The organism is Halorubrum sp. CBA1229, from assembly GCF_003721435.2.
Classification (GTDB): Archaea; Halobacteriota; Halobacteria; order Halobacteriales; family Haloferacaceae; genus Halorubrum.
In genome coordinates, this window is the sequence record NZ_CP054585.1 from 1,970,706 (window position 1) to 1,987,851 (window position 17,146).

19 protein-coding genes are annotated in these 17,146 nt (G+C 71.2%); 11 read left to right on the top strand and 8 right to left on the bottom strand.

The genetic code is table 11. From position 1 onward, the window contains the following. Positions 1 to 108: 108 nt before the first annotated feature. Positions 109 to 840 carry a haloacid dehalogenase type II gene (locus tag Hrr1229_RS09785; protein ID WP_123113072.1) on the bottom strand — a complete coding sequence of 244 codons (732 nt, stop codon included), beginning with the start codon at positions 838 to 840 and terminating at the stop codon, positions 109 to 111. An 89-nt stretch (positions 841 to 929) separates the two neighbouring features. Beyond that, complete coding sequence (locus tag Hrr1229_RS09790; RefSeq protein ID WP_123113071.1) at positions 930 to 1,550, bottom strand: LysE family translocator; 621 nt, start codon at positions 1,548 to 1,550, stop codon at positions 930 to 932. 95 nt (positions 1,551 to 1,645) lie between these two features. Here Hrr1229_RS09790 and Hrr1229_RS09795 point away from each other — a divergent pair, with 95 nt between their 5' ends. The 3 genes from Hrr1229_RS09795 (at position 1,646) to Hrr1229_RS09805 (ending at position 5,072) form a co-directional block, all read left to right on the top strand. Beyond that, a complete protein-coding gene (locus Hrr1229_RS09795; RefSeq protein ID WP_123113070.1) occupies positions 1,646 to 2,680 on the top strand; it encodes a DUF6293 family protein in 1,035 nt (344 codons plus the stop codon). 550 nt (positions 2,681 to 3,230) lie between these two features. After that, positions 3,231 to 4,661, top strand: coding sequence for a 7,8-didemethyl-8-hydroxy-5-deazariboflavin synthase subunit CofH (gene cofH, locus Hrr1229_RS09800; RefSeq protein ID WP_123113069.1), 1,431 nt, complete (start codon positions 3,231 to 3,233; stop codon positions 4,659 to 4,661). Between the two features lie 93 nt (positions 4,662 to 4,754). Next, positions 4,755 to 5,072, top strand: coding sequence for a DUF2250 domain-containing protein (locus tag Hrr1229_RS09805; RefSeq protein WP_123113068.1), 318 nt, complete (start codon positions 4,755 to 4,757; stop codon positions 5,070 to 5,072). A 71-nt stretch (positions 5,073 to 5,143) separates the two neighbouring features. On the opposite strand, the gene hmgA is transcribed toward Hrr1229_RS09805, so the two are convergent. Then, positions 5,144 to 6,367, bottom strand: a complete 1,224-nt coding sequence (gene hmgA, locus Hrr1229_RS09810) for a hydroxymethylglutaryl-CoA reductase (NADPH) (protein WP_123113067.1) — start codon at positions 6,365 to 6,367, stop codon at positions 5,144 to 5,146. A 79-nt stretch (positions 6,368 to 6,446) separates the two neighbouring features. Beyond that, entirely contained in the window at positions 6,447 to 6,920 is a 474-nt protein-coding gene (locus tag Hrr1229_RS09815) for an N-acetyltransferase (protein WP_123113066.1), read from the bottom strand. 165 nt (positions 6,921 to 7,085) lie between these two features. Here Hrr1229_RS09815 and Hrr1229_RS09820 point away from each other — a divergent pair, with 165 nt between their 5' ends. The 5 genes from Hrr1229_RS09820 (at position 7,086) to Hrr1229_RS09840 (ending at position 11,456) form a co-directional block, all read left to right on the top strand. Then, a complete protein-coding gene (locus Hrr1229_RS09820) occupies positions 7,086 to 7,997 on the top strand; it encodes a DUF502 domain-containing protein (protein ID WP_123113065.1) in 912 nt (303 codons plus the stop codon). After that, the gene (locus Hrr1229_RS09825) at positions 7,994 to 8,443 is read left to right on the top strand and encodes an archease (RefSeq protein WP_123113064.1); all 450 of its coding nucleotides are present in this window, start codon (positions 7,994 to 7,996) and stop codon (positions 8,441 to 8,443) included. The genes Hrr1229_RS09820 and Hrr1229_RS09825 overlap by 4 nt, the downstream gene beginning before the upstream one ends. Before the next feature lie 69 nt (positions 8,444 to 8,512). Beyond that, positions 8,513 to 9,040, top strand: coding sequence for a hypothetical protein (locus tag Hrr1229_RS09830; protein WP_123113063.1), 528 nt, complete (start codon positions 8,513 to 8,515; stop codon positions 9,038 to 9,040). A 99-nt stretch (positions 9,041 to 9,139) separates the two neighbouring features. Beyond that, positions 9,140 to 10,648 (top strand): RtcB family protein, encoded by a 1,509-nt coding sequence (locus tag Hrr1229_RS09835; protein WP_123113062.1) that lies wholly within the window; start codon positions 9,140 to 9,142, stop codon positions 10,646 to 10,648. 115 nt (positions 10,649 to 10,763) lie between these two features. Further along, the gene (locus Hrr1229_RS09840) at positions 10,764 to 11,456 is read left to right on the top strand and encodes a hypothetical protein (protein WP_123113061.1); all 693 of its coding nucleotides are present in this window, start codon (positions 10,764 to 10,766) and stop codon (positions 11,454 to 11,456) included. A 21-nt stretch (positions 11,457 to 11,477) separates the two neighbouring features. Here the strand turns inward: Hrr1229_RS09840 and Hrr1229_RS09845 are convergent, their stop codons facing one another. The 4 genes from Hrr1229_RS09845 to Hrr1229_RS09860 all read right to left on the bottom strand — a co-directional run bounded on the left by Hrr1229_RS09845 (position 11,478) and on the right by Hrr1229_RS09860 (position 14,112). Next, complete coding sequence (locus tag Hrr1229_RS09845; RefSeq protein ID WP_123113060.1) at positions 11,478 to 12,206, bottom strand: SDR family oxidoreductase; 729 nt, start codon at positions 12,204 to 12,206, stop codon at positions 11,478 to 11,480. A 113-nt stretch (positions 12,207 to 12,319) separates the two neighbouring features. Beyond that, entirely contained in the window at positions 12,320 to 12,631 is a 312-nt protein-coding gene (locus tag Hrr1229_RS09850) for a thiamine-binding protein (protein WP_123113059.1), read from the bottom strand. 84 nt (positions 12,632 to 12,715) lie between these two features. Further along, complete coding sequence (locus Hrr1229_RS09855) at positions 12,716 to 13,654, bottom strand: alpha/beta fold hydrolase (protein ID WP_123113058.1); 939 nt, start codon at positions 13,652 to 13,654, stop codon at positions 12,716 to 12,718. Beyond that, on the bottom strand, positions 13,651 to 14,112 hold the full coding sequence (locus Hrr1229_RS09860; protein WP_123113057.1) for a hypothetical protein: 462 nt from the start codon (positions 14,110 to 14,112) through the stop codon (positions 13,651 to 13,653). Before Hrr1229_RS09860 ends, Hrr1229_RS09855 begins: the two co-directional genes overlap by 4 nt. A 309-nt stretch (positions 14,113 to 14,421) precedes the next feature. On the opposite strand from Hrr1229_RS09860, the gene Hrr1229_RS09865 reads away from it, so the two are divergent. From Hrr1229_RS09865 to Hrr1229_RS09875, 3 genes are all read left to right on the top strand, one after another. Continuing rightward, positions 14,422 to 15,552, top strand: coding sequence for a DUF4013 domain-containing protein (locus tag Hrr1229_RS09865; RefSeq protein ID WP_123113056.1), 1,131 nt, complete (start codon positions 14,422 to 14,424; stop codon positions 15,550 to 15,552). 25 nt (positions 15,553 to 15,577) lie between these two features. Further along, entirely contained in the window at positions 15,578 to 16,645 is a 1,068-nt protein-coding gene (locus tag Hrr1229_RS09870) for an mRNA surveillance protein pelota (RefSeq protein ID WP_123113055.1), read from the top strand. Positions 16,646 to 16,723: 78 nt separating this feature from the next. Beyond that, positions 16,724 to 17,119, top strand: coding sequence for a hypothetical protein (locus Hrr1229_RS09875; RefSeq protein WP_123113054.1), 396 nt, complete (start codon positions 16,724 to 16,726; stop codon positions 17,117 to 17,119). The last annotated feature ends 27 nt before the right edge of the window (positions 17,120 to 17,146 follow it).

A 17,146-nucleotide genomic window follows, 5' to 3' on the forward strand; every position in this document is an offset into this window, starting at 1 on the left:
CCCTCTCGCCGCGGGGAATTACCCGTTTTGGAAGCGGTCGGCGGCGCGGCGGCGCTACTCGCTTGCGCTCCCAGGGCGACGCGACTCGCCCGCGCGCTCGCGGCGCTGCTACTCCCCGTCGGTTCCGCGGGAAACGAGCGCGTCGGCCAGCGCCTCGGTGTCGGCGACGGTGAGGTCCGGCCGGTGGATCCACCCGCCGTACGGGTTCCCGTGTCTGTTGAGGAACGCGCCGCGCATGCCGACCGCCTTCGCGCCGACGAGGTCGAACGTGTGCGCGGTCACGAACGCGACCTCGTGGGGCGCGACGTCGAACGCCTCGCAGGTCAGCTCGTACGACGCCGGGTGGGGCTTGTACGCGCCCGCGTCGGCGACCGACACCACGCCGTCCAGTTCGGTCTCGAAGTTGGGGCGGACCGCGTCGAGCATGTCGGGGTCGCCGTTCGAGAGGCCGACCAGCTCGTACTCCTCGCTCAGTCGATCCAGCGCCGCGTCGACGTCCGGGTACGGCTGAAGGGTCTTCCACTGCCGGATGACGGCGCGGACCGCCTCGTCCGGAACGTCGAGGCCGATCTGTTCGAGCCGGTACGCGAGGGCGCGCCGGCTGATCTCTTTAAAAGGCGTGTGGGGGCCCGGTATCAGCGAGTCGATCATCGAGTCCCGGAAGTGCATGGCGAGGTACCGCCGGAGCAGTATCTCGGGGTCGTAGTCGCTCCCGTGGTCGTCGAGCAGGGCCCGTAGCGCGGGGACCAGAGTCGCCTCTCGGTCGAGCAGCGTGTCCCACAGGTCGAACGCGAGCACCTCCGTCTCCTCGCGGAGCGTCTCGGCGGCGATTTCGGACATGTGACAGGTATCACACCGACGGTACGCGTTATCAATCTACGCGTCCCGGAACGGTCGTGTCCCGTCCCGCGACGCCGGACGACGACCGCTCACCCGGTCAGCACCCACGCGCCGATCAGGAGCAGGATCCCGCCGGCGACCCGGTCCAGCCAGCGGCCGGTCCGCTCGGACCGGAGCGCGTCGGCGGCCCCGTCGGCGACGACCGCCACGACGCCGAGGTAGCAGGCCGTGAGCGCGGCGTAGGTGGCGCCGAGGACCGCGATCGACGTGCCGCCGGCGCCTCCGCCGGCGCTCCCTGCCGCGAACCCGGGGAGGAACGCGAGGAAGAACAGCGCGACCTGCGGGTTGAGGGCGTTGACGAGGAACCCCTCGCGCACGCCGCCCCCCGCCGGCGACGACCGGTCGCCCCCGGCCGACCGCAGGGCGTCGACGCCGAGGTAGAGGAGGAAGAGCCCGCCGACGAGTTGGACGACTCGTTCGGCGCCCGGCACAGTTCGATAGACCGCCGCGACGCCGACCGCGACGAGCGCGGTGTGGAACAGGATTCCCGTCGTGACGCCGAGCGCGGCGCGGAGGCCGTCCCTCCGGTCCTCGATCCCGCGGGAGAGCACGAACAGCGTGTCGGGGCCCGGCGTCACGATCAGCGTCGCCGCCGCCAGCACGAACAGGGCGTACGTCGAGGGGTCGACGGCGAGCGCCGCGCCGGTCATTACCTCGGAGCGCGGGCCCCGCGGAGAAAAATCGACCGGCCCGTCGCGCTCCCGAGACTCCGTCTTTTTATAAGCGCCGCCCTCACGTCCCACGTATGCAGACGCACATCGTGCCGGTCGGCTTCGACTACGACCGCATGATCGCCCCGCTCATCCGGGACCAGTTCGACGTCGACCGGGTGATCCTCTTGGAGGGGACGGTCGGCAGCGAGGCCAACGTCGAGTACTCGCGGAACATCGCTCGGAAGCTCGAACAGGACTTCCAGAACCTGCTCGGCGCCGAGACCGTTCGCGAGCAGCTCACCGACGTGTACGACTACGACGCCGCCTTCGAGCGCGCCTTCGACCTCATCAACGCGGAGCTCGACCGGGACGAACGTCGGGGGGCCGATGCGGGAGGCGAAGCGGGAGGCGAGGATCGCGGCGACCCGGACGACGACGAGGCGGAGCGCGAGGTGTGGGTGAACCTCTGTTCGATGCCGCGCCCGGTCTCGTTCGCGTTCGCGACCGCCGCCCACTCGATCATGGTGGAGCGGCAGGACGACCGCGACCGCATTCACACCTACTACACCGCCCCCGAGAAGTACCTCGAGACCGAGCTCGCCGAGGAGCTCCGGGCCAACCGCGACCTCCTGCGCGAGCTGGTCGAGAGCGACGCGCTCGCGGGCGGGGGCTCGGGAGACGATGACGGCGATGGCGACGGAAGCGTCGTCGACCCCGACCGCGTCGCCGACCGCCTCGAGACGACCACCGACCTGCTCGCGGAGTTCGACGAGCGCGGCACCACCATCGGCGCGAAGCGCATCGGCGACAGCCACGTGATCGAGCTGCCCGTCGCCTCCTTCCAGAACGTCAAGCCGTTCGAGGAGCTCGTCTTATTCACGCTGGGCGAGCACGGCGAGTTCGCCTCCGTCTCCGAGCTCGCGGAGACGCTCGCGGCCGACCTCAACGAGGAGTACACCGACTCGTTCCGCTCGAAGGTGATCTACAACGTCGACCGGCTCGGCCCCGGCGGGAAAGGGTACATCGAGCAGGAGGAACACGGGAAGTCCTACCGGACGACGCTCTCGCGAATCGGCCAGCTGTGGGTCCGAGCGCACGCCGACGAGGACCGGGAACTGGCGCGATAAATAGGGAGTACTGCGATCGTCCTACGGATTGTGCCCGTTTGTTTATAAATCGGTGACGCGGTGAACTCTTCCAAAGCTCCAGCCGTGAGGCTATGCGTCGTTGTCGGCGAAGTGACGGCGAACACCTCCAAAGCCCCAGCCGTGAGGCGGGCGCACGCTCGCTGCGCTCCTCGGTCGCTCGCGCTGCTCGCTCCCTACGGTGCTTGCGTCGCCTGCGCCCGCCTCACGGCTGCCCCTTTGAGTCCCGCCCCACACAGCACCGCAACCGCACCTCAGACCTCCCCAGCCTCGTCGGCCGGCCTCCGCTTCGCTCCGACCGGCCGACTCCCTCGCGCGCGCTGCTCGCGGCCGATGGCCGCTCGCAGGCACGCGCCACCGCAGTTATTTAAATGAGAAACCGAGTCACTCCTCGTGGGTTTATAAATCATGTCGACATCGGCGGTTCGAAGCCCTGCTTCCGCACACCTCGCGCGTGCGGCCCGCATCACGGTTCTGAGAGGGGGTGCCGTGACCGTCCCGTTTTTATTCGTGGGGCGGGGACGGTTACTGGATGACTTCGGCGCGGGATCCCGACGCTGACGCCGCCGACGCGGACGCGCTCGACCGGGGCGACTTCGACTTCGCCGAGCCCGCCACCGACCAGTCGTTCGAGAACGCGCTGGCGAAGGCCCGCGACGGCGTCCGATTGACGGTCGACGACGCGACGGAACTCCTCGCGACCGGCACGGACGCGGCGGGGATCGACCCGGTCCGGAAGGAGGCCGTCCTCGAGGCGGCCGACCGCCGGCGCCGCGAGGAGGTCGGCGACGAGGTGACGTTCGTCGCCAACCTCAACAACAACGTCACGACCGCCTGCAACACGGGCTGCCTGTTCTGCAACTTCAAGGACTCGGCGCACGCGTTCGAGGCCGACAGCGACGCCGACCACGCCGGATTCACGAAGACTCCCGCGGAGTCCCGACGCGTCGTCGACGACGCCCTCGACATGGGGATCTACGAGGTGTGCTCGGTGTCGGGGCTCCACCCCGCGCTCGCGCTGAACGAGGAGCACCACGAGATCCTCGCCGGCTACGACGACGCCGCGAGCGCGGTGAACTACAAGCCGCCCGAGCGGTACGCCACCGACCCGGGCACCTACGTCGACCAGCTCGAGGCGATGTCCGTCGGCGGGGTCCACCTGCACTCGATGACCCCGGAGGAGGCGTACCACGCCGCCCGCGGCACCGACTGGGAGTACGAGACCGTCTACCGCGAGCTGGCGGCCGCGGGACTCGACTCCGCGCCCGGCACCGCCGCGGAGATCCTCGTCGACGAGGTCCGCGACGTGATCTGCCCGGGGAAGATCCGCACCGACGACTGGGTCGCGGCGATGGAGGGCGCGACCGCCGCCGGCCTCGACGTCACCTCGACGATGATGTACGGCCACGTCGAGACGGTCGCGCACCGCGCGGAGCACCTGAAGGTGATCCGCGACCTCCAGGACCGGACCGGCGGAATCACGGAGTTCGTCCCGCTCTCCTTTATCCACCAGAACACGCCCCTCTACCGCCACGGCGTCGTCGACTCCGGTCCCTCGCGCGACGAGGACGAGCTCGTGGTGGCGGTCGCGCGCCTCTTCTTAGACAACGTCGACCACGTGCAGGCCTCGTGGGTGAAGTCGGGCGACGCCCACGGCCTGAAGCTGCTCAACTGCGGCGCCGACGACTTCATGGGCACCATCCTCTCGGAGGAGATCACGAAGCGCGCCGGCGGCGAGTACGGCGAGTACCGGTCGTTCGACGACTACGTCGAGATGATTACGGCGATCGGCCGCACCCCGGTCGAGCGCTCCACCGACTACCGCACCCGCCGCCGGATCGACCCCGACAACGGCCCACACGGCCCGCGGCTCGGACCCCGGGCCGACGGCTCGCCCATGCTCCCGGACCGGTCGCCGAACGGCTCCGGCCCGGACGGCGAGTCGGCCGGCGCCGACGACTGAGGCGACGGCCGAATCGACTCCCCCTCGTCGTGTCTCTCAGCGCGCGGGAAACACCCAATACTCTTTATATTGGTAACAAGTAACACACGTAGGATGCCAGCGTCAGACGCACCGCCCGCCGGCTCGGAGAGGGACGCGCCGGCCGAGGAGGGCGACGGCGACCCGGACGGCCCGGGCCCCTCGCTCACACGGACCGACGAGCGGGTGCTCGCGTACCTCGCCGACGCCGGGACCGACTATCCCGCGTTCGTCGCGAGCAACACGGGGCTGTACCTCGACCACGTCGAGTCGCGGCTGGACGCGCTCGACGCGGCGGGGCTCGCGGAGCGGGTCACCGGCGAGGCGGTGTACCGGATCACCGACGCCGGCCGCGACGCGCTCCGAGAGGACCGGGCGGCGTGGTCCGACTGAGCGTCCTTTTATAAAATAGACGGCGTGCGCCGCCGCCGATCTACCGCCCGAGGTCCGCGTGTGTCGCCGACCTACCGTCCGAGGTCCGCGTGCGCCGAGGAGAGGTGTCGAGAGCCGAGCGCGGCGAGCAGCGAGAGCTCGCCCGCGAGCGCGCCGACCGCGATCGCCTCCGCGAGCGCGTCGCCGTTGCTGCCGGCGGGGTCGCCGCCGCCGCGGACGCCGAGCACGTCGAGCCCGGCGGCCTGCGTCGGGAGCTTCGTCCCGCCGCCGACGGTCCCGACTTCGAGGCTCGCCAGCGACACGGAGCAGTAAAGGTCGCCGTCGGGCGTCGCCTCCGCGGTCGTGATCGCGTTCGCGCCCTCGACGACCTGCGCCTCGTCCTGCCCGGTCGCGAGGAACATCGCGGCGACCGCGTTGGCGACGTGGGCGTTGAAGCCGAGGCCGCCCGCCTTCGCCGAGCCGACGAGGTTCTTCCGGGTGTTGATCTCGGCGATCGCCTCGGGGGTCGTGTGGAGCCGCTCCTCGACGACCTCGCGCGGGATCTCGACGTCGGCGCTCACGGAGCGGCCGCGCCCCTCGACCGCGTTGATCGCGGCGGGCTTCTTGTCGGAGCAGAGGTTCCCGGAGAGCGCCACGAGCGAGGCGTCCGTCTCCGCCTCGATGGCGTCGCAGGCCTCCCGCGTCGCGATGGTGGCCATGTTCATCCCCATCGCGTCCTTCGTGTCGTAGCGGAACCGCAGGAAGACGTTGTTGCCGACGACGTACGGCGTCACGTCGAGCAGCTCGCCGTGACTCGTCGTCGACTCCGCGGCCTCGCGCAGCGCGTCCTCGCTGTCGCGGACCCACGCGACGAGCGCCTCCGCCTCGGCGACGTCGGTGACCCGAAACACCGGCGCGCGGGTCATCCCGCTCTTCGTCACCCGCGCGGTCGCCCCGCCGGCGTCGTTCACCACGGAGCAGCCGCGGTTGATCGAGGCGACCAGCGCGCCCTCCGTGGTCGCCAGCGGGAGGTACCGATCGCCGGCGAACGCGCCGCCGTCGACCGAGATCGGGCCGGCGACGCCGAGCGGCACCTGCACGGCGCCGATCATGTTCTCGATGTTCGACCCGTGCGCGTCGGCGGCGTCGAACGCGTACTCGCCGAGGACGTCGACGTCGGCGTCCGCGGTCTCGCTCACGAGGCGTCGGCGGGCCGCCGCGGCGGTGTCGGCGTCGGCGTGATCTTCGAGCTCGTGGAACCGGATCTCGCCGTCGCGGACGCGCTCCGCGAGCGACGCGGGGGTGGCGTCGGTCATGCCCGCGTCTCCTCGCGGCGCGTGCTAATGGTTGTCGATTCCGCGGGGGCGACGGCGAGAGGGGCCTCGGCCGGACCGCCTACCGCCCGACGATACCGGAGAGCCGCTCGCGGAGCGACTCGCCGCCGAGCTTGAGGTAGTAGGCGTCGCCGCCGTCCTCGTAGTAGTTGTCGATCCGCCGGACGACCTCGAAGCCGAGGTGCTCGTAGAAGCCCAGCGCCCGCTCGTTCGTCGTTCGGGCGTGACAGGTGACGGACCGGTACTCGCCGGCGACGTCGGCGATGAGCCGCTCCGCGTGGCCGCGTCCCCGGTGGTCGGGGTGGACGGCGAGGAAGAGGATGTACCCGTCGCGGCGGACCGAGGCGAACGCGACGAGCGCGTCGTTCTCGACGAGCAGGTGCGTCGTGGAGCGGCGGTAGGCGTCGGTGAAGAAGCCGCGGCGCTGTCGGAGGACGCCCTCCTCGGCCTGAATCCGCTCCTTGAGTTCCCACGCCGCCGCGGCGTGGTCGGACTCTCCGGGCGGATCCGTCCGTTTCTCCACGTTGACGCTCACTAAAGGAGGGTAACACGCCAGCGGAATATAACTCCACCGCCACCGGGGAGGGTTGCGGTCGGACCATCCGGGGGAGTCGCGGTCGAACCGTTTCTCCCCTCCGGGCGCGCCCACGCCGCTTTCGACGACGGAAGCGTTTTGGTCGGCTCGGCCGTTGTGCCGATAATGGCCGCCGAGTCGCCGCCGGACAGAGGGCGTCTCAGACGCGCGCTCCTAACCGGCGTCGCCGTTATCGTCCCGTCCGTCATCACCCTCGCGGTGCTGGGGTTCGCGTTCAACGCCGTTTACAACTACCTCGACGCATTCTCCACGGCGATCGTCCCGCTGTTGCCGGAGTCGACGCTCCCGGTCGGGCGCGAGGTCGCCATCGAGGTCGCGACGCCGCTCGTGTTCGTCGGGTCGATCCTCCTCATCGGTGCCGCCGTCGAGTCGACGCGGTACGGCGAGCTCGCGGTCGACTACGCCGACTACGCGATCGAGCAGGTCCCGGGCGTCGGCTCCGTCTACCAGGGGTTCCGGCAGATGAGCGACGCCATGCTGGAGTCGGACGGCGGGAACTTCCAGGAGGTTGTTCTGGTCGAGTTCCCGACAGAGGACGTCTACACCCTCGCGTTCGTCACGAGCGAGACGCCGGACGCGGTCGCCCGCCCCGCCGACGGCGGCGAGATGCGGACGCTGTTCATGCCGATGGCGCCGAACCCGGTGATGGGCGGGCACGTCCTGTTCGTCCCCGAGCGCCGGATCGTCGACGTCGGCCTGAGCGTCGAGGAGGGGATCCGGGCGCTGGTGACGAGCGGCGTCGCGCTCGAACGCGCCGCGGCCGAGACCGACGGCGTGTCGCCGACGCAGGTCCGCGACGCCGGCCCCGACGGACGGATCGGCTCGTACCACTCCCCGACGTCGGACGCCGGGAAGCGCTCAGGCGCCGAGAAGCGCTCGGCCGCCGAGGATCGCCCGGACGACGACCGCACCGGCCGCCCCGGCCACGCCAACCGAGGCGGTGAGCGGATCGCGCCGGACGACGAGTCGAGCGGCGAGCGGAACGCGGACGACACGGATCCGGGTGGCAGGCCGTGAGCTTCGAGCTCCGCGACCACACCGCCGACGTGGCGGTCGAGGCGACCGCGCCGACCCTCGCTGCGCTGTTCGAGTCGGTCGCCGACGGGCTCACCGCCGCGAGCTGCGAGACCGTCCCGGAGAGCGGCGACCGGTTCGGGCTCACCGTGACCGCCGAGGGCCGCGAGGCGCTGCTGTTCGACTACCTCGACCGGCTGATCTACGAGCGCGACGTGCGGCTCGTCCTCCCCGCCGACCACCGGTGCGCGGTCTCCGGCCCGGAGGACCCGCCGATCGACGGAGACGGAGGGCCGGACGACTCCGAGGCGTGGACCGTCGAGGCGACGGCCCGAGGTGTCCCCCTCGACGACGTGGCGGCCCGCGAGATCAAGGCCGTCACCTACTCCGAGATGTCCCTCGACCGGCGCGACGACGGGTGGTACGCGTACGTCGTCTTCGACGTGTGAGTGGGAATAGAACCCCGGTACGCGCCGATCCGTGAAAACGATTATCCGGATCGAGTTCGTTGTTACCGTATGGCACAGACGAACGACGCGGAACGGGAGGACCGGCGCTGGCGCGCGGGCGCGCTCGGCGGCCTCGTCGCCGGCGTGGCGATGGGCGTCGTGTTGCACGGAGCGTTGGGACTCATGCCGACTATCGGCGCGCTCGTCGGCGTCGAGACGGTCCTCGCCGGCTGGGCGGTCCACCTGTTCAACAGCGCCCTCTTCGGGGCCCTGTTCGTCGCGGTCTTCGACCGCTCGTTCTTCGACGACCTGCGCGCCGACGTCGGGGGCTGCCTCTCGCTCGGTGTCGTCCACTCGGCGCTGCTCGGGGTGATCACGGGCGGGCTGCTGTTGCCGGCCGCGATCGCGCTGGAGGGGGCGACGTCGCTACCGGTCCCGACGCTGCCGGTCCCGGGGCTCACGGCGAGCTTCGAGTTCGGCGCCGTGATCGCCGTCGCGCATCTGATCTACGGCCTCGTGCTCGGTCGCGTCTTCGCCGCGCTCACCCTCGCCGAGGGCGCGATCGGCTGGCTGCCGTTCGACCCGGTCGACCGGTAGAGCGGCGGCGGCCGCGAGCGTCCGGCGACGGCCGCGAACGACTCGCGACGGCCGGCCGCCTCTCGCAACGCCCTTGCCCCCCCGCGCCGAAGCCCGGGTATGACCACGCGCGAGTTCGACGGGATCCGACTGGAGAAGGTGCGCGACCACGTCTGGGAGATCCCCCGCGAGGGCGAGATGAACGTCCCCGCGCGGGTGCTCGCCAGCGAGTCGCTACTGGAGGAGATCGGCGACGACGACTCGCTCCAGCAGCTGAAGAACGCGACGCACCTCCCCGGAATGGTCGAGCCCGCGATCTGCATGCCCGACGGCCACCAGGGGTACGGCTTCCCCGTCGGCGGCGTCGGAGCCATCGACGCCCGTACTGGCTGTATTTCGCCCGGAGCGGTCGGCTACGACATAAATTGCGGCGTAAGAATGATAAAAACAAATCTAAAATATAATGATATAAAAGGCCGCGAGTCCGAACTCGTCGACGCGCTCTTCGAGGCGGTCCCCTCCGGGCTCGGCGGCGGCGGCGTGATCGACGGCGACGCCGACGCGATCGAGGGCGCCTTAGAGCGCGGCGTCGAGTGGGCGGTCGAGGAGGGATACGGGATCGAGAGCGACCTCGCGCGCTGCGAGGACGAGGGGCGCCGGCCCGACGCGCGGCCGGAGTACGTCTCCCAGAAGGCGATGGACCGCGGGCGCAACCAGATGGGCTCGCTCGGCTCGGGGAACCACTTCCTCGAGGTCCAGCGCGTCACCGACGTGTTCCTGCCCGAGGTCGCCGAGGCGTACGGACTCGAGGAGGACGGGATCGTCGTCCTGATCCACTGCGGGAGCCGCGGGCTCGGCCACCAGACCTGCAACGACTACCTGCGACGGATCGAGAAGGAGCACGGCGACCTCCTCGACTCGCTGCCGGACAAGGAGCTCGCGGCCGCGCCCGCCGGCTCGGAGCTGGCCGACGAGTACTACGGCGCGATGGGCGCGTGCATCAACTTCGCGTGGGTGAACCGCCAGCTGATCACCCACCAGGCCCGCGAGACGTTCGGTGAGGTGTTCGACGCCGATCCGATCGAGGACCTCGGGATGGAGCTGCTGTACGACGTGGCGCACAACATCGCGAAGAAGGAGACCCACGAGGTCGGCGTCGACGCCGACGGGCGCCCCGCGGTCGGCGACGAGGCCGTGGACCGCGCCGAGCGGGAGCTGTACGTCCACCGCAAGGGTGCCACCCGCGCGTTCCCCGCGGGCCACGAGGACGTGCCCGCGACGTACCGCGACGTCGGCCAGCCCGTGATCATCCCCGGGAGCATGGGCGCGGGCTCGTACGTGCTCCGCGGCGGGGCGGAGTCGCTGTCGGTGTCGTTCGGTTCGACCGCCCACGGCGCCGGTCGGCTGATGAGCCGGACGCAGGCGAAACAGGAGTTCTGGGGCGGCGACGTGCAGGACGACCTCGAGGACGGCCAGCAGATCTACGTGAAGGCGCAGTCGGGCGCGACCATCGCCGAGGAGGCCCCCGGCGTCTACAAGGACATCGACGAGGTGATCCGCGTCAGCGACGAACTGGGAATCGGCGACAAGGTGGCGCGGACGTTCCCCGTCTGCAATATTAAGGGATAGCGGCGGTCGCTCGCCTCTCCGGCGCCGACCTCCTCTCCACGCCGACCTCCTCCCCACGCGAGCGCTTTCCGCCCCCGAGTGCTTATCCCGGATGCCGCGGCCACGTCGCACCGAGATGCGCGACCACTCGCGGAACGGTAGCTCGTCCGACGCGGTCTCCAGACGATCCCTGCTCGGCGGCGTCGCCGCCGTCGCCGGCGGGGGCCTCGCCGGGCTCGGCGCCCTCACGGCGTCGAGCGAGCCGGCGGCCGCGGTCGAGGGGGACCCCGCCGCCTTCGAGGCGGGCGACGCGCCGACCGTCACCAGCAACGACGGCCGGATCGAGTCGGTCTACCTCTCGCCCGTCCTCGACATCTCATGGACCGACTTCTCCGACGGCGTCGAGCGCGTGACGCTCGTGCTCGCGGTCGGGAGCGACGCCGGCGTCGACGAGGTGTACCGGGAGACGCTGACCGCGTCCGACCCGGACGCGACGCCCGGCGACGTCGCGGCGGTGGGAGCAGCCGCCGACGGGAACCCGGACGAGACGGCGCCCGACTTCTCGGCGGTCGACGGCGGCCTCACGGCACGGTTCGAGCGCGCCGACGCGACCGCCCGCGGCGACGCGGTGACGAGCGAGTCGCTCGGCGATCCGGACCTCGCCGGCGGCGAGACCGCGACGACGACCCTTGACGTCGTGTTCCGCGCCGACGTCGCCGGCGGCGGCGACGAGGCCACCGTCGTGCGCACGACGACGGTCGACGTGACGGTCGAGAACCCCGCCGGCGACGCGACCGCGGGCGGCGAGGTGGACGTGGACGCGACGTAGGGCGGACCGTCTCCGGCCCGCTCAGAGGTGCATCCCGCCGTCGACCTCGAGCACCTCTCCGTGGACGTACTCGTTGTCGATCAGGTACCGGACGGAGTCGGCGACGTCCGCGGGTTCGCAGGCGTACTCGGGGAGGTGCGTGTCGACGTTCTCGTGGCCGTGAAACTCGATCCCCTCGAGGTAGTCGAGGATGACGTCGTTGAGGTCGGTCTCGACGGGGCCGGGCGCGACGGCGTTGACCTGCACGCCGTCCGGACCGAGCTCTCGGGCGAGCGCGCGCGTCAGCCCGTGGAGCCCGGCCTTGCTCGCGGCGTAGCTCGCGTCGACCGTCCCGAGCGTGCCACCGACGCTGGAGAGGAAGACGACGTTGCCGCCGCTCTCCCGGAGGTGCGGGGCCGCCGCGCGGGTGACGCGGAACGCCCCCGAGAGGTTGGTGTCGATCACCGACTCCCACTCCGCGTCGGTCGTCTCCTCCAGTCGGTTCGGCCGCGTGATCCCGGCGTTGTTGACGACCGCGTCAAGCGAGTCGAACGCGTCGACCGCCCGCTCGACCAGCCGATCTACCGCCGCGGACTCAGAGACGTCGGCCCGCACGGTGACGGCGTCGCCGCCGGCCTCGCGGATCCGATCTGCCGTCTCCGCCGCGGCGGCCTCGTCCGACCGGTAGTTGACGACGATGTCGCGCTCCGCGAGCTCGACCGCGACCGCTCGTCCGATGCCGCGACTGCTTCCGGTGACCAGTATCGCCATACCCGCCCGTGTGATTACTAACTAATACCACTAACGAATACCACGTCGGTTCCGAACACTGCTCGGCCGCGGTCGGACCCGAGGTCCCGTCAGCGCTCCTGCCCCGGCTCCAGTCAGCGCTCCCGCTTCGCCTCCCGCCCGAGCTCCTCCTCGACGGCCTCCACCTTTCGGTCGGCGGTCGTCGCCGCGGCCCGCTTGTCGTCGATCTTCAGCACCGTCGAGACCCGGTCGCCGTCGACGGCGGCGTGGGCGGCCGCGGCGGCGGCGAACACCGTCTCGGCGTCGTCGGCCTCGATCACGGTGCCCATCGGGTTCGTCTCGTAGCTCACGTCGAACTCGTCGAGCGCGGCGACGGCCTTCGCGACCTCCCCGGCCATGCTCCCCTCGATCGCCGGTGCGACGCTCAGCAGCGCGACTGTGGTCATGGCCGAGGATTCGCACCGACGTTATTTAAAAACGGCCGAGCGGTGCCAGCTACCGGTCGAGGGCGTCCACTCTCCCGGTGTCAGCTACCGGTCGAGGGCGTCCCGCAAGAACGAGAGCTGATGCCCCACCGCCGGCTCGAAGTCCTCGCCGAACGGGGAGAAATGGTCCGCGGGCATGGTGACGACGGTCCCGCGCGAGAGCCGTTCGCCGGCGTCCACGACCGCCTCGCTGTCGACGATGGCGTCGTCGGTCCCCGCCAACAGAAGCGTCGGCGCCCGGATCTCGTCGATCCGTCCGACCGGCCGGTAGTTCGCGACGCGCAGCAGCGACCGCGCCGGCGTCTCGTTACGCCACGTCGAGTCGCGGTCGACCAGATCGAGGTACTTCCGCTTCGTCCCCGGCTCCGTGATCGCCGCGAGCTCCTCGGTGCCGCCGACGATCGGGACGGTCCGCCCCCGACCGAACCGATGCCCGATCAGATCGCGGAGCCCGGCCGCTCCGGAGCGCGCGAGGTACTTGGCACCGCGACGCCGGGCGATCGCCCGGCCGTCGAGCATCGGGACGGCGCCGATCGCGGCGTCGACATCGCGGCGCTCCGCGGCGAGCGTGAGGACGTGCGCCGCCGACAGCGACGCGCCCCAGAGGACGAGGTCGCGGCCAACGGCGTCGACGCGGCGGACGCGGTCGATCGCGGCCGCGTAGTCGGCGCGCTGGTCCGCGGGGTGGACCGCCTGCGAGTCGCCGTCGGAGGCGCCGAACTCGCGGTAGTCGAACAGGAACGCGGCGTAGCCGGCGTCGGCGAACCGCTCCGCGACGGCCGGATAGCCGAAGCTCCGCTCCGCGCCGAGGCCGGGCGCCATCACGACCACCGGCGGATCGGCGGCGTCGCCGCCCGGGAGGTAGAGTGTCCCCCGACAGGTGTCGCCGTCGACCTCGAACGCGAGCGCCCGCGTGGCAAACCGCTCGCGAGGCGGCCGGTCGAGTCGCCGCTGCGCGCGGTTCACCGGGTTCCGACGGGTCACGCTCGGTCCTCGGAAGCTGCTCGGTCGTCGCCCCGGGCGGGCCCGCCGTCGTCGGGCTCCGCGTCCCCGGTATCGGGGTCAGCGCCCCCGTCTTCGGGCTCGGCACTTCCGTCGGCGTGCGTCAGCGTCTCCAGCACGCGCGTCGAGAACTCCGTCTCCGAGATCTCGTACGCGGCCAGCGCCTCGAACCACTCCGCCTCGGCGCGCCACGTCCCGAGGACGTCGCCGGGCGAGCGGACGACGGTCGCCTCGACCCGGACGGGGTCCCACTCGTCCGCCTCGGCGCGGTCGATGAGCGCGTTGAGCGCGCGCCCGATCTCGCCGCGGTGCACCTCGCGCCCGGGAAACGCCGTCATGTACGTGAGGTTCAGGGGGCCGCCGCCGTCGATCTCCTCGACGCTGATCCCGTAGCTGCGGAGCGCCGGCTCCACGTCGGCCGTCTGCTCGTCGCCGGTCATACGGGACGGTCGACCGGGCGGAATAAATCGCTACCGGCGTGGGCGTCGCTCGACGGGTGAGAACGTATCGGTCCGTCGAAAGCCGCGGACGGGGGTGACCGCCGCAGAGGGCGGTCGGTCGGAGTTGTCAGAGGCACACGATTGTCCCGCGCGGCCAACTGGTTGTACTCCCCGAAATCATATAAACGCTCGGGAGGCGGCCGTTCGGGAGCCCGTGGCTCGGATTCTCCCCGCTCCGAGTCCCCGACCGCCACGACCCTGTCCGCCCGACCGGGCATCCTTTATCACCGTCGCGGAACAGGATCCGGTATGCTCCGGGGTGCGTCGTCGGCGCTGTCGCGATCCGCCGACGCCGTCGGCGTCCTCGTCGTCGGCGGCCTCCTGACCCTGCTGACGTGGGTGATCACGCCGGTCTGGGTCGGCAGCGTCGTCGCGTTCCCCCCGCTCGTCATCCTCGCGCCGCTCGCGCTCGCGCCGGCGTTCGTCCGTCGCGGGTACCTCGTCCGCGTCGTCGCCGGCGCGGGCGCGACCGGGAACCGCGACGGCGCGCCCCCCTTCGTCGCGTGGAACGAGCTGTACCGCGACGGGCTCAAGTCGGCCCTGCTGAGCGCGCTGCTCCTCGCGCCGCTGGCGCTGCTGTTCGCGGGCGTCGCCCTCGCGGGCGTCGCCGTCGGAACCGGCTCCGTCGACCTCGCTCCCGCGGTCGGACTCGTCGAGCGCGCGCTCGGAGGGAGCGGCGTCCCCGCCGTCGTCGCCGCCGGGGCCGGGCTCCTGACCGTCGTCACCGCGGGGTACCTCCTCGCGTTCGCGTACGTCCGGCCGGCCGCGCTGGCCGCGTTCGCCGCGTCCGGCCGGCTCCGCGACGCCCTCCGACCGGGGCGGGTCGCCGCCGTCGCCGGGGCGGGTACGTACGCGACCGCGTGGGCCGTCGCGGTCGCGACGCTCGGTGCGGGGTACGCGCTCGCCGCGCCGTTCGTCCCGCTCGTCGTCGGCGTCGCGTTCGTCTTCGTCGTCCGGGTCATCGCGCACGCCCTCTACGGCCGCGGCACCGCGGAAACGATCGAGTTCGGCGGCGCGGAGCCGACCGCGTCGACCGACCTCGGGGCGTCGCCGGCGACGGGAAAGCGGGTCCACGGCTCGCCTTCGGACCGGTCCGAACCGGCTCTGGGTCGATCCGAGTCACCCCCGGGTCGGTCCGGGCCGGCTCCGGACCGCCTCGACGGCGGGTTCCGGCGCTCGCCGCGTGAGCCGCCAGCGACGGTACAGACCGGCCGGACGGTTCCGTTCGATCCCGGGGACACCGGCGACGCGGGCGGCTTCGAGTGGAACGCAGAACGCGACCTCGACGGCGACGACGAGGTCGACGCCGACCCCGCCGACCGCGATGTCGACGGCGGCTTCCAGTGGGGCGTCGGCGTCGACCCGGAAGACAAGAGTTGATACGAGCGCGGGCGAACGGTCGGGCATGCGCATCTCCGACCGGGGCTACGGCGAGGAGGGCCGGGAGCGGCTCACCCTCGTCCCCGAGAACGTCGACGACCTCTGGCACCTCGCGCACGTCCTCGAACCCGGGGACCTCGTCGAGGGCGACACCACCCGCCGGATCCAGCGGAACGACGATCAGATGCGGGACACCGGCGGCCAGCGCGAGCACCTGTTCGTCACGCTGGAGGTCGACGACGTGGAGTTCGCCCGGTTCGCCAACCGGCTCCGCGTCTCGGGCGTGATCGTCGGCTGCTCCCGCGAGGACCAGCTCAACGCCCACCACACGCTCAACGTCGAGGAGCACGACGAGATCACGGTCGAGAAGCACTTCAAACCGGACCAGACGGAGCGGCTGGAGGAGGCGACGGAGGCCGCCGAGAACCCCGACGTCGCCATCGCGACCGTCGAGGAGGGCGCCGCCTACGTCCACACGGTCCAGCAGTACGGCACCGAGGAGTACGCCTCGTTCACGAAGCCGACCGGGAAGGGCGAGTACTCCCGCCCCCGCGAGGAGCTGTTCGCCGAGCTCGGCGAGGCGCTGGCGCACCTCGACGCCGACGCCGTGATCCTCGCCGGCCCGGGGTTCACGAAGCAAGACGCGCGCGACTACATCGAGGAGGAGTACCGCGACCTCCCCGACCGGATCACCACTGTCGACACCTCGGCCGCGGGCGACCGGGGGGTCCACGAGGTCCTGAAGCGCGGCGCGGTCGACGAGGTGCAAAAGGAGACGCGGATCTCGAAGGAGGCGAACCTGATCGACGAGCTGACCGAGAACATCGCGCAGGGCGCGAAGGCGACGTACGGCCCCGAGGACGTGGCCGAGGCCGCCGAGTTCGGCGCGATCGAGACCCTGCTGGTGGTCGACGACCGGCTCCGCACGGAGCGACAGCAAGAGGGCGACTGGTCGATCGACGTCAACGAGGTGATCGAGTCGGTCGAGCGGCAGGGCGGCGACGTGGTCGTCTTCTCCTCGGAGTTCGCGCCCGGCGAGCAGCTCTCGAACCTCGGCGGGATCGCCGCGATCCTGCGCTATCGGCTGGAGTAGCGAGTCCAAGCGACGGACCCGCTCCCCCGCGGTTCGTCGCTCCCGAAAACACTTACCTATCGTGAGGAGAGTCGACCCATGAAACGGCGTTCCCTCCTCCGGGGCGCGGTTCCCCTCTGCGCGGGCCTCGCCGGCTGCTCCGGATTGGTCTCCGATTCCCCGACGCTCTCCCTGACCGTCTTCAATCACTCCGAGAGCCCGTACACGGTCGAGGTGACAATCTCCCAGACGGATGCCACCTCCAGAAGCGACGCCAGGGTGTTCTCCGGGACGATCGACGTCGAGCCGGACGGTCAGGCCGTCCGCGAAGACGTCGCCGAACGGCGGCCGTACCTCGTCGAGTACGGCCTCTACGAGGACAACAGCGATCTGACGGACCAAGACCACGTCCACTACTATCCGGGCGACGAGGGCGAGGATGGCGGTTTGGCGTTCGATATCGATTCATCCGGGACCCTGACGCGGAGGTGGTGACCGCCGCCCGCCGGCGATCTGACCACC

Bases quoted from the DNA above. Each gene is read 5' to 3' on its own strand.
- Hrr1229_RS09860 (WP_123113057.1), bottom strand. From the start codon at position 14,112: ATGACCGGCGACGAGCAGACGGCCGACGTGGAGCCGGCGCTCCGCAGC.
- Hrr1229_RS09875 (WP_123113054.1), top strand. From the start codon at position 16,724: ATGAAACGGCGTTCCCTCCTCCGGGGCGCGGTTCCCCTCTGCGCGGGC.
- Hrr1229_RS09785 (WP_123113072.1), bottom strand. From the start codon at position 840: ATGTCCGAAATCGCCGCCGAGACGCTCCGCGAGGAGACGGAGGTGCTC.
- Hrr1229_RS09870 (WP_123113055.1), top strand. From the start codon at position 15,578: ATGCGCATCTCCGACCGGGGCTACGGCGAGGAGGGCCGGGAGCGGCTC.
- hmgA (WP_123113067.1), bottom strand. From the start codon at position 6,367: ATGACCGACGCCACCCCCGCGTCGCTCGCGGAGCGCGTCCGCGACGGC.
- Hrr1229_RS09850 (WP_123113059.1), bottom strand. From the start codon at position 12,631: ATGACCACAGTCGCGCTGCTGAGCGTCGCACCGGCGATCGAGGGGAGC.
- Hrr1229_RS09865 (WP_123113056.1), top strand. From the start codon at position 14,422: ATGCTCCGGGGTGCGTCGTCGGCGCTGTCGCGATCCGCCGACGCCGTC.
- Hrr1229_RS09835 (WP_123113062.1), top strand. From the start codon at position 9,140: ATGACCACGCGCGAGTTCGACGGGATCCGACTGGAGAAGGTGCGCGAC.
- cofH (WP_123113069.1), top strand. From the start codon at position 3,231: ATGACTTCGGCGCGGGATCCCGACGCTGACGCCGCCGACGCGGACGCG.
- Hrr1229_RS09840 (WP_123113061.1), top strand. From the start codon at position 10,764: ATGCGCGACCACTCGCGGAACGGTAGCTCGTCCGACGCGGTCTCCAGA.
- Hrr1229_RS09830 (WP_123113063.1), top strand. From the start codon at position 8,513: ATGGCACAGACGAACGACGCGGAACGGGAGGACCGGCGCTGGCGCGCG.
- Hrr1229_RS09795 (WP_123113070.1), top strand. From the start codon at position 1,646: ATGCAGACGCACATCGTGCCGGTCGGCTTCGACTACGACCGCATGATC.
- Hrr1229_RS09820 (WP_123113065.1), top strand. From the start codon at position 7,086: ATGGCCGCCGAGTCGCCGCCGGACAGAGGGCGTCTCAGACGCGCGCTC.
- Hrr1229_RS09805 (WP_123113068.1), top strand. From the start codon at position 4,755: ATGCCAGCGTCAGACGCACCGCCCGCCGGCTCGGAGAGGGACGCGCCG.
- Hrr1229_RS09845 (WP_123113060.1), bottom strand. From the start codon at position 12,206: ATGGCGATACTGGTCACCGGAAGCAGTCGCGGCATCGGACGAGCGGTC.
- Hrr1229_RS09790 (WP_123113071.1), bottom strand. From the start codon at position 1,550: ATGACCGGCGCGGCGCTCGCCGTCGACCCCTCGACGTACGCCCTGTTC.